General features: G+C 71.8%; 8 protein-coding genes. 1 reads left to right on the top strand and 7 read right to left on the bottom strand.

All coding sequences use genetic code 11. From position 1 onward, the window contains the following. Window positions 1-511 precede the first annotated feature (511 nt). The 7 genes from ACH41F_RS21670 to ACH41F_RS21640 all read right to left on the bottom strand — a co-directional run bounded on the left by ACH41F_RS21670 (window position 512) and on the right by ACH41F_RS21640 (window position 9,685). Window positions 512-2,041: an MFS transporter gene (locus ACH41F_RS21670; RefSeq protein ID WP_398836983.1), complete on the bottom strand. Its 1,530-nt coding sequence runs from the start codon at window positions 2,039-2,041 to the stop codon at window positions 512-514. Window positions 2,042-2,149: 108 nt separating this feature from the next. Further along, window positions 2,150-4,309, bottom strand: coding sequence for an ArnT family glycosyltransferase (locus ACH41F_RS21665; protein WP_398836982.1), 2,160 nt, complete (start codon window positions 4,307-4,309; stop codon window positions 2,150-2,152). Continuing rightward, window positions 4,306-5,790, bottom strand: a complete 1,485-nt coding sequence (locus ACH41F_RS21660) for a glycosyltransferase (RefSeq protein ID WP_398836980.1) — start codon at window positions 5,788-5,790, stop codon at window positions 4,306-4,308. Before ACH41F_RS21660 ends, ACH41F_RS21665 begins: the two co-directional genes overlap by 4 nt. 14 nt (window positions 5,791-5,804) lie before the next feature. Then, window positions 5,805-7,430: an ATP-binding protein gene (locus ACH41F_RS21655; protein WP_398836979.1), complete on the bottom strand. Its 1,626-nt coding sequence runs from the start codon at window positions 7,428-7,430 to the stop codon at window positions 5,805-5,807. After that, on the bottom strand, window positions 7,427-8,167 hold the full coding sequence (locus ACH41F_RS21650; RefSeq protein ID WP_391233580.1) for a response regulator: 741 nt from the start codon (window positions 8,165-8,167) through the stop codon (window positions 7,427-7,429). Before ACH41F_RS21650 ends, ACH41F_RS21655 begins: the two co-directional genes overlap by 4 nt. A gap of 186 nt (window positions 8,168-8,353) precedes the next feature. Beyond that, the gene (locus tag ACH41F_RS21645) at window positions 8,354-9,226 is read right to left on the bottom strand and encodes a DUF2797 domain-containing protein (protein WP_391233579.1); all 873 of its coding nucleotides are present in this window, start codon (window positions 9,224-9,226) and stop codon (window positions 8,354-8,356) included. A gap of 57 nt (window positions 9,227-9,283) precedes the next feature. After that, window positions 9,284-9,685: an HGxxPAAW family protein gene (locus tag ACH41F_RS21640; protein ID WP_398836976.1), complete on the bottom strand. Its 402-nt coding sequence runs from the start codon at window positions 9,683-9,685 to the stop codon at window positions 9,284-9,286. 86 nt (window positions 9,686-9,771) lie between these two features. Here ACH41F_RS21640 and ACH41F_RS21635 point away from each other — a divergent pair, with 86 nt between their 5' ends. Continuing rightward, on the top strand, window positions 9,772-10,254 hold the full coding sequence (locus ACH41F_RS21635; protein ID WP_391233577.1) for a MarR family transcriptional regulator: 483 nt from the start codon (window positions 9,772-9,774) through the stop codon (window positions 10,252-10,254). Window positions 10,255-10,295: the final 41 nt, after the last annotated feature.

Raw genomic sequence — 10,295 nt, 5'->3', positions numbered from 1 at the left:
GGTGCACAGGCCACCTCATCCCGCACGACCGGGCGTCTAGGCGACCCCTTCCCGCACCACGGGGTGCACAGGCCACCTCATCCCGCACGACCGGGCGTCTAGGCGACCCCTTCCCGCACCACGGGGTGCACAGGCCACCTCATCCCGCACGACCGGGCGCCTAGGCGACGCCTTCCCGCCCCGCCGGGCGCACAGGCGACCCCTTTCCTGTGCCGCCGGGAGAGAACTCGCCGCCACGGAGGCCAGCGCGGCGAAGCGGGGGTCCAACACGGCTCCCAGCACCACGGGCGCACAGACCAACCCTTTCCCGCACCACCGAGAGCACAGGCGACCCCTTCCCCGCACCACCGGACGTCGAGGCCGCCTCTTCCCACACCACCGGACGTCGAGGCCGCCTCTTCCCACACCACCGGACGTCGAGGCCACTTCTTCCCGCACCACCAGACGCCCAGGCCACCCCATCCCCGCACCACCCGACGCCCAGGCCACCCCAGCCCTGCACCCCCGGCGTCTAGGCAACCCCTCCCCGCTCAGCGCGTCGCAGCAGCGTCCCCGCGAGCAGTCCGCCCAGCAGGACGGCCGCCGCCCCGACCAGCAGGCTGGTCTCCAGGCCGGAGGCGTACGCGTCGGTGACACGTGCCCGTTCCCGCGCGGAGCCTGCTTCCGCCAGCGCCGCCGGGAGAGAACTCGCCGCCACGGAGACCAGCGCGGCGAAGCGGGAGTTCAGCACAGCTCCCAGCACCGCGACCCCGAGCCCTTGCCCGAACTCCGCCACCGTGCCGTTGATCCCCGCCCCGATCCCCGCCTTCTCCGGCGGAATGGAGCTCATGATCGCGTGTGCCATCGCCGGGTTGGCGATCGCGGCGCCGGCACCGATGAGCAGCAGCCCCAGCAGGGTCCCGGCGTAACCGCCGGAGGCGACCGTCGCGATGGAGACCAGTCCGCCCGACATCAGCACCATGCCGAGGGCGATGGCGGCCGGGTTCCCCAGGGCGGTCGCCCACTTCGCGGCCACGCCGGAGAAGTTGAGCGCCACGATGGTGAGCGCGAGCGGTGCCGTGCGCAGACCGGCTTCCAGGGGGCCGTAGCCGAGGACGAACTGCATGTGCTGGGTGAGCAGGAAGAGCGAGCCGCCCATGCCGAAGGTGATCAGGACCGCGCCCGCGATGGCGCCGGTGAAGCGGCGGTCGGTGAAGAAGTGCAGGTCGAGCATGGGGTGTTCGATCCGGCTCTCCCAGTACCCGAACCCGGCCAGCACCGAGACGGCAACGGCCGCCGAGACCAGGACGCGGCCCGAGGTCCAGCCGTGCCCGGGACCCGAGATGATCGCGAAGACCAGTGCGGCCATGCCGATCGTCGAGAGCAGGGCGCCGAGGAGGTCGGGGCGGTCGCCGCGCGGGTTCTTGGACTCGGGGACCAGGGTGACGGCGGCCACCAGTCCGATCGCCGCCACCGGGAGGTTGATCAGGAAGATCGCGCCCCACCAGAAGTGGTCCAGCATGAACCCGCCGAGCAGCGGGCCGCAGGCGAAGCCGAGCGCGTTGACGGCCGCCCAGATGCCGATCGCCTTGGCGTGCTCCGCGGGCGCGAAGATCTGCATCACCACGGCGAGCGTGGTCGTCAGCAGCAGCGCGCCGCCGATGCCCATACCGGCCCGCGCGGCGATCAACTGGCTTGTGCTGTCGGCCAGTCCGGCCGTGAGCGAGCCCGCCCCGAACAGGGTCAGACCGGCGATCAGCATCTTCTTGCGGCCGTAGCGGTCGGCGGCGCTGCCCGCGGTGAGCAGCAGGCCGGACTGGACCAGGGAGTACGCGTTGATCATCCACTGGATGTCCGAGGTCGCGGCGTCCAACTCCTCGGTGAGGGAGGGGATCGCCACGTTCAGGACGGTGTTGTCGAGGACGACGGTGAGCTGGGCGAGGCAGATGACACCGAGGATGAGCCAGCGCCGGGGGTGCCCGTGGGGGGCTTCGGCGGAGGCGGACGGGGGTGCGGGCGGGGAGGCGGGGCCGGGAGTGGGGCCGGGGCCGGGAGCGGACATGTTCTACACCGTAGAACAGTTCTTGTACGGCGTACAAGAGAGATGTGGGAGAGGGCGGCGGCCGGGTGCGGCCACCGCCCTCGGGCCAGGCGCGGGTCGGGCTGCGGGTCAGCTGCTCGCCTTCTGGGTGAGGTCGTAGAAGGTGGCCGAACCCACCGTCACCTTCTTGAAGTTGGCCTCGACCCAACTGGTGATCTGCGAGGACGTGCCATTGCCGCTGCCGCCCATGCCGCCGCCGGATCCGGAGGAGATGAAGTAGTGGATCCTCCCGTCCGCGACGTACTGCTTGAACTGCGCCAGCGTCGGGGACGGGTCGGTGCCGTTGAAGCCGCCGATCGCCATGACCGGTTCGCCGGTGGAGAGCTGGTAACTCGCCGCGTTCTGGGAGCCGATGGCCGCCGCGGCCCAGATGTAGTCGCCTGAGTCGGCCTCCAGGAGCTTCTTGGCCTCGGCGGAGACGGTCGCGCCGTTGAGGAGGCCGCCGGCACCGCCGCCGCCCGCCATGCCGCCGCCTTCTCCGGTGGGGCCGCCGTTCTGGCCCTGCTGGTTCTGGGAGTTGCCGGTGCCGTTGCCGTTCTGGCCCGGCATGCCGCCGCCGAAGCCGCCGTTGCCACCGCCGGGGAAGCCGTTGCCGCCCTGGGTGGTGCCGTTGCCGCCCCGCTGGTTCTGGCCCGGCATGCCGCCGCCCATGCCGCCGTCGCCGCCACCGGGGCCGCCGCCGCGGCCACCCATCATGCCGGCGCCGGCGGGACCGGCCGTCACGATGGAGCCGGTGTGGCCCTGCTGGAGGGTGCTGAGGGTGTACGCGGTCGGGCCGGCGAGCGAGGCCAGCAGTCCGAGCGAGGCCGCCGCGAGGGCGAGCCGCCGGGTGAGGCGGCCCGCGAAGATCAGGCCGAGCGCGGCGACCAGGCCGCCGATCAGGACCAGCCACTTCAGCCAGGGCAGGTAGTCGGAGGTGCGGTTGAGCAGGACGTACCCCCAGGCGGCACTGGCCACGACCGCGGCCGCGAGGGTGAGCGAGGCCCGGATGTCCTGGCGCTTCTCCCACAGCAGGGTCGAGCCCATGCCGATCACGGCGGCCAGGTAGGGCGCGAGGGCGACCGTGTAGTACTGGTGGAAGATGCCCGCCATGTAGCTGAAGACGACCATGGTGATGAGCAGCGAGCCGCCCCAGACGAGGAACGAACCGCGGGTGACGGACGTCCGCCTGAGCTTGCGCGTCGCCACCAGGCCCGCGACCAGCAGGATCAGCGCGGCCGGGAGCAGCCAGGAGATCTGGCCGCCGATCTCGGAGTTGAACATCCGGTCCCAGCCGGTCTCGCCCCACTGGCCGGTGTTGCCGCCGCCACCGCCACCGCCGACCGAGCCGGTCTCCTCGCCGTTCAGGCGGCCGAGGCCGTTGTAGCCGAAGGTCAGCTCCAGGAAGGAGTTGTTCTGGGAGCCGCCGATGTAGGGGCGCGAGGAGGCGGGCCACAGCTCGACGATCGCGACCCACCAGCCGCCGGAGACGACCAGGGCCGCCGTCGCCGCGGCCAGCTGTCCGAACCGCTTCTTCACCGACACCGGCGCGCAGACCGCGTAGACGATCGCCAGCGGCGGCAGGATCAGGAAGGCCTGGAGGGTCTTGGCGAGGAACGCGAAGCCGATCGCGACACCGGCCCACAACAGCCACTTCGTCCGGCCGTCCTCCAGGGCGCGGATCACGAAGTAGCAGGCCACGGCCATCAGCAGGGCCAGCATGGCGTCCGGGTTGTTGAACCGGAACATCAGCGCCGCGACGGGGGTGAGCGCCAGCACGGCGCCCGCGATCAGACCGGCGGCGGGGCTGAAGCGGCGGCGCACGGAGGCGTACACGACGGCGACCGTGCCGATGCCCATGAGGACCTCGGGCATCAGGATCGCGAAGGAGCTGAGCCCGAAGACCCGCACCGACAGGGCCATCGGCCACAGCGAGGCCGGGGGCTTGTCGACGGTGATGGCGTTGCCCGCGTCCAGCGAGCCGAAGAAGAACGCCTTCCAGGACTGGCTGCCGGCCTGGACGGCCGCGGAGTAGAAGGAGTTGGCGTAACCGGAGGAGCTGAGGTTGTAGAAGTAGAGCGCCGCGGTGGCCAGCAGCAGGCCCCAGAACGCGGGGCGTGCCCAGCGGGGGTCCTCGGGGCGGCCGCGCCACAGTCTCCTGACGAAGGGCGACGCGGGCTCACCCGCCTGCGGGGCGGGCGGGGCCGCGGAAGCCATGGGTTCCTGTGCGGCCGTAGGGGTGATGGTCATCGGGAGGCCCCCGGGGTGTTGTCGGAGGGGCGCACCGGCTGAAGCTGCACGGTGGCGTCCCGCCAGGTCTGGTCCGCGGCTTCACCGGCGCGGATCTGGGTGTCGTACGCGTACTGGGGCGCCGTCGGGCGCTGTGGCAGCGGCGCGTGGGGCAGCGGCCGGGTGGGGTACTGCGGGGCGTGGGAGGGCGAGGAGGGGGTGGGGGTGGGCGTCGGCTGGTGCGAGGCCACCACCGTCGACTCGCGGCGCTCGGGGAAGACCCAGGCGCGGAAGAGCAGGAAGCGCAGCACCGTCGCCGCGAGGTTGGCGGCGATCAGGACCGCCAGCTCGGTGGAGTGCGCCGGGTCGCTGCTGGCCGTGTCGAGGGCGGCGAGGGAGCCGCTGGTCAGCGCGAGGCCGATGCCGAAGACGACCAGACCCTGCGCCTGGTGCCGGACGGCGCCACCGGTGCCGCGCACCCCGAAGGTCAGGCGGCGGTTGGCCGCCGTGTTGGCGACGGCCGAGACCAGCAACGCGAGCGCGTTGGCGACCTGCGAGCCGCCGAACTGCCGGAAGACGCTGTAGAGCAGCAGATAGAACAGGGTCGAGAGGCCGCCGACCACACAGAACCCGACGAGCTGGCGGGTCAGCCCCTTCGGCACGTCCTGGATCTCGCGGTCGCGCGGGTCGTCGCCGAAGGGACGCGCGATCCGGTCCAGCGGCAGGGACCCGGTGGCCAGGGCCCTGCCCACCCGCCACACGCCCTTCAGGTCCTCGGTCGCCGTCCTGACGATGTGGACGGTGGAGTCGGGATCGTCGACCCAGTCGACGGGCACCTCGTGGATACGGAGTCCCGCGCGCTCGGCGATGACGAGCATCTCGGTGTCGAAGAACCAGCCGGTGTCCTCGACCATCGGCAGCAGCGCCTGGGCCACGTCACGCCGGATCGCCTTGAACCCGCACTGCGCGTCCGAGAAGCGGGCCTGGAGCGAGCCGCGCAGGATGAGGTTGTACGAGCGGCTGATGAACTCCCGCTTGGGGCCGCGCACCACTCGGGAGGAGCGGGCGAGCCTCGATCCGATCGCCAGGTCGGAGTGGCCCGAGATGAGCGGGGCCACCAGCGGGAGCAGGGCGTTGAGGTCGGTGGACAGGTCCACGTCCATGTAGGCGAGGATCGGGGCGTCCGAGGCGGACCACACGGTGCGCAGGGCGCGACCGCGGCCCTTCTGCTCCAGGCGGAAGGTGCTGACCTCGGCGATCTCCGCCTCCAGCCGTGCCGCCACCTGGGGGGTGGTGTCCGTCGACGCGTTGTCCGCGATCGTGATGCGGAACGCGTAGGGGAAGGTGCGCTCGAGGTGCTCGTGCAGTCTCCGCACACACGGCTGGAGGTCCTTCTCCTCGTTGTAGACGGGGATCACTACGTCCAGGACAGGCGTACCGGCATCCGTGGCCGGGAGGTGCTCCCGCGCCGGCAGAGTGCCGGGAGAAGAGTCGGTTCGCATGGCGACGACTCTGGTCAGGTGCCCTGTTGCACCCATGTGCTGGCACTGTGGTGTACCTGTGAGTGCGTCTGCCAGTTCGTCTCGGGGGCCGGGCGGGGGGCCACCGGGGCGAGCGCGGGCAGATGCACGGTGAACACGGTCCGCCCCGGCACGCTGTCCACGGTCACGGCACCGCCGTGCGCGGTCGCGACGGCCTGCACGATGGCCAGGCCGAGTCCGGTGGAGCCGGAGGCGCGCGAACGCGACGTGTCACCGCGCGCGAACCGTTCGAAGACGTGCGGCAGCAGATCGGGCGGGATGCCCTGGCCGTTGTCCTCGACGTCCACGCACATCCACGGTCCGCGCCGCTGGACGCGGGCGGTGATCGTGGTCCCGGGGGCGGTGTGCTTGCGGGCGTTGCCCAGCAGATTGACCAGCACCTGCTGGACACGCGCCGCGTCCGCCGACACCAGGGCCGGTTCGTCGGGCAGGTTCAGGCGCCAGTTGTGCCCCATACCGGCGGCGCGGGAGTCGCTGACGGTGTCCACGACGAGCGGGATGAGGTCCGTCTGCTCGAACTGGAGGGGTCGGCCGGCGTCGAGCCGGGCCAGCAGGAGGAGGTCCTCGACGAGCAGCGTCATCCGGCCCGCCTCGGACTCGATACGGCCGAGGGCGTGCCGGGTGTCGGGGCCGATCTGCTCCCTGCCGCGTCTGGTCAGCTCGGCGTAGCCGCGGATGGAGGAGAGCGGGGTCCTCAGCTCGTGACTGGCGTCGGCGACGAACTGCCGTACCCGCGTCTCGCTCTGCTGGCGGGCCTGGAGCGCGCCGTGCACATGGTCGAGCATCCGGTTGAGCGCGGCGCCGACCTTGCCGACCTCGGTGTCCGGGTCGCACTCCGACTCCGGGACCCGCTCGCTGAGGTTCACCTCGCCGGTGTGCAGGGGGAGTTCGGAGACGCGGGTCGCTGTCGCGGCGACCCGTCGGAGGGGGCGGGTGGCCACGCCGACGATGACGGTGCCGGCGATACCGGCGGCGATGAGACCGGCGGCGGTGACGCTGGCTTCTACGGCTATGAGGGTGTTGAGGGTGTTGTTGACCCCGTCGGTCGGGATGGCGACGTAGTAACTGTCGCCGGTGTCGGTGGTCTTGAAGACGACGCGGTACTCGCCGAGGCCCGGGAGGTCGACTGTGTGCTCCCCCTTGCTCTGGGAGACCTCGTTCAGCGCGGTCTGTGCGGCCTCGCTGACGTTCTCGGCCTTCATCCCGCTGATGTCGGCTTTGTCCTCGTCCTTCTCCCCGACCCTGGCGTCGGTGATGCTGCCGTTCACGACCTTGGCGATGATCGTGCCCTCCGGCTGCGGGCCGCGCGTGACGAAGTCGTCGAGGCTGAGGGGTTTGTTCTCCGGCGTGTCCTGCGGAAGGGCCGCCCCGCCCCTGTCGCCGGGCGGCTTGCTGCCTATGTACACGCGCGCCGAGACATCGCCCAACTGCTTGTCCAGCTGCTCGTACAGATGCGACCGCAACGCCAGCGTCGTCACCGTGCCGATCACCGCGCACACCACCGCGATCAGCACCACGGACGCGACGACGAGACGCGCCCGCAGGGTCCGCGGCTTGACCAGTCGCTTCTTCTGCGTACGCGGCCGTCGCCGTCCGCTCATGACGCGGCGGGCTTGATCAGGTAACCGGCGCCACGCCGGGTGTGGATCATGGGCTCGCGGCCGGCGTCGATCTTGCGGCGGAGGTACGAGATGTAGAGCTCGACCACGTTGGCCTGGCCGCCGAAGTCGTAGGACCACACACGGTCGAGGATCTGCGCCTTGCTGAGCACGCGCCGCGGGTTGCGCATCAGGAAGCGCAGCAGCTCGAACTCGGTCGCGGTGAGGTGGATGGACTCACCCGCCCGCGACACCTCGTGGCTGTCCTCGTCGAGGGTGAGGTCGCCGACGACCAGCACGGACTCGGAGCGGCGGTCGGCGGCACCGGAGCGGCGGATGAGGCCGCGCAGCCGGGCGACGACCTCTTCGAGGCTGAACGGCTTGGTGACGTAGTCGTCGCCCCCGGCGGTGAGCCCGGCGATACGGTCCTCGACGGCGTCCTTCGCGGTGAGGAAGAGGACGGGAACGTCCGGCAGATCACGGCGCAGGCGCCCCAGGACGGCCAGCCCGTCCATGTCGGGCAGCATCATGTCGAGGACGACGGCGTCGGGCCGGAACTCCCGCGCGGTCTGGAGGGCGGCCGTGCCGTCCCCCGCGCTCCGGATCTGCCATCCCTCGTAGCGCAGGGCCATGGACAGCAGCTCGGTGATCGACAGCTCGTCGTCCACCACAAGCACTCGGACGGGGCTCCCGTCCGGCCTCAGCAGTTCGGTGCGCCCCTGGGGCGAGGTCGTGGTCATGTGGCCACACTGTCGGGATCCTCTGAGAGCGCGCTTTCGGGAACCTGTGATTTTCCTGAGAAACACACAGGGACCTCTCAGGGAACGCCCTGGAGGCTCCTCGCCCTCTCACGCACCGGTCCGCTCGGGGCCGTGGCCTGCTGTCCCCCTCCGGTCGGTCCGTCGTCGGCTGCTCGTGCGCGGCCGTCAGAACAAGCCGTCCTGCACGCCCGTCTCCCTCCTGAACTCCCGGACCGGCACCGTGAGTTCCTCGGTGTCCGCCGGGATCAGCCCCCACCCCGTCATCAACCGCGTGTCCAGCACGACCACCCCGGCCCCGGTCTCCAGATGCAGATCGGGCCCGGCGGCCGCGACCAGCCGTCCGCCGACCGCACCCCCGGCGACGAGTTCGGCGACCGTCCCGGTGGGGGCCGGCAGGTCCGCCAGCCCGAACACCCCCACGTGGTCGACGGGTTGGCAGGGCTCGGCCCGCAGCGACTCCGGCCACCCGCCGAGCGCCACGGCCCGCGCGTGCAGTGCGACCACCTCGGCGGCCCGCTCGGCGGCCGTGCCGGGCAGCGTGGACCGCACCGCCCGCTTGTCGGCGTAGGGAATGCGGTCAGGCACTCCGAGGGCCGCCCGCAACAACTCCTCCGTGCGCCGGGCCGCCATGAGCGGGCCGACGCCGAGCCAGCTGAAGCAGACCGCGCCCTGTTCGAGCAGGCGCGCCGAGCCCCGTTCTTCGGCGGTGATCCCGACCTTGGTCATGCCGGGGCCGAACCAGGCCAGATACACGTGGTACGGCCGTGGATCGTCCGCGGCGGTGTCCGCGGCCACCGAGTGCGCCCGGTCCAGCCGCGCGCACTCCTCGCACCGCGCCCCCGTGCTCCGCGCCGGTACGGCCGCCCGCGCCGGGCACGCGTGTCCCCGCGCTCCCACACATGTCCGTACACCCCCGTCCGCGACTCCGAAGGCCACCCGTTTTCCCCAGGTCAGCGCGCTGCGCCGCCCGCCTTCCCATGCCAGCGCGGGACCGTCGGCCGCCCACCGCAGCCCCGAGCACTTCCATGCGTGTGCCATCACCGACGAGCGTAGGGGGCGCCACTGACAACAGGCGGTGAGCAGCGGAAACAGCGGTCAGCGAGCGGCGGCCTCCGCCTCCACGGGCCCCGGCTCGCCCGTCACCACGACCGACCCCGCCCCCGGCCCGGGCACCGACTCCACCGCCGTACGCCTGACCCGGCCCCGTCCCGCCAGCCGGCACCCCAGGCACCCCGGGTGCCCGTCGCGCGCGAAGCTGTCCCGCACCCGCATCCCCCACTCCTCCCGGGGCCGGACGCCCGGCGGCTTGCCCCAGCCGGTGAGGTGCAGGGCCCAGGTCACGAGGACGCTCGCCAGGACGAGGACGAGCCCGGCCGCCAGCACGGCCGCCGACACCATGACCACCCCCAGCCCCAGCACCGTGGTCCCGATGACGGCCACGGCGCATCCGGTCCAGCCCGCGACCGTGTGCCCCTCGTCATACTGATGTGCGCTCACGTGTCCGCCTCCCGCTCACCACTGAATCTCTCACGTCGTAAGAAATTTAGCATCAAAACCTCTCACGGACTAAGGTAATCATCAGGATGGCAGCCAAGCCCCGCCCCGCCACCACCCCGGCCGAGGCGCTGACGTCGATGGACTCGCTCATCGCGACGCATCTGCTCGGCCAGCAGGAGATGGCCCAGCGGCTGGGCCTGAACGTCACCGACCTCCTCTGCTTCGGCTGTGTGCTCAAGGCCGGCGAGGACCTGCTCACCGCGGGCGACCTCGCGGAGCACGCCCATGTCACGACGGGCGCGATGACCGGCATCCTCAACCGCCTGGAACGCGGCGGTTTCATCACGCGCGTGCCCGACCCGAAGGACCGCCGCCGGGTGCGCGTCGCCGCCGTCCCCGCCGCCGTCGCGCGCGTGGAGGCCCTCTACGGCCCGTACTACGCCCGACTGCACGACCTCTTCGCCGACTACTCCGCGCACGAGATCGCCGTACTGAACGACTGGTTCACCCGGACCGCGGGCCTGGCGCTGGAGTACATCCGGGAACTGCGGGTCCAGGACGGGGAGTAGGGCCGCTCGGGGGGCGGGGGTAGGGCTGGCTCCACCCCGGG

Origin of the sequence: Streptomyces sp. NPDC020489, from assembly GCF_044386545.1 — a bacterium.
In the GTDB taxonomy this organism is placed as follows: domain Bacteria; phylum Actinomycetota; class Actinomycetes; order Streptomycetales; family Streptomycetaceae; genus Streptomyces.
Note: the sequence above shows the minus strand (reverse complement) of the source record. Positions and strands in the feature narration are given on the sequence as shown.

Coding starts and splice junctions, on each gene's coding strand:
- ACH41F_RS21650 (WP_391233580.1), bottom strand. CDS start 8,167: ATGACCACGACCTCGCCCCAGGGGCGCACCGAACTGCTGAGGCCGGAC.
- ACH41F_RS21665 (WP_398836982.1), bottom strand. CDS start 4,309: ATGACCATCACCCCTACGGCCGCACAGGAACCCATGGCTTCCGCGGCC.
- ACH41F_RS21660 (WP_398836980.1), bottom strand. CDS start 5,790: ATGCGAACCGACTCTTCTCCCGGCACTCTGCCGGCGCGGGAGCACCTC.
- ACH41F_RS21655 (WP_398836979.1), bottom strand. CDS start 7,430: ATGAGCGGACGGCGACGGCCGCGTACGCAGAAGAAGCGACTGGTCAAG.
- ACH41F_RS21645 (WP_391233579.1), bottom strand. CDS start 9,226: ATGGCACACGCATGGAAGTGCTCGGGGCTGCGGTGGGCGGCCGACGGT.
- ACH41F_RS21635 (WP_391233577.1), top strand. CDS start 9,772: ATGGCAGCCAAGCCCCGCCCCGCCACCACCCCGGCCGAGGCGCTGACG.
- ACH41F_RS21670 (WP_398836983.1), bottom strand. CDS start 2,041: ATGTCCGCTCCCGGCCCCGGCCCCACTCCCGGCCCCGCCTCCCCGCCC.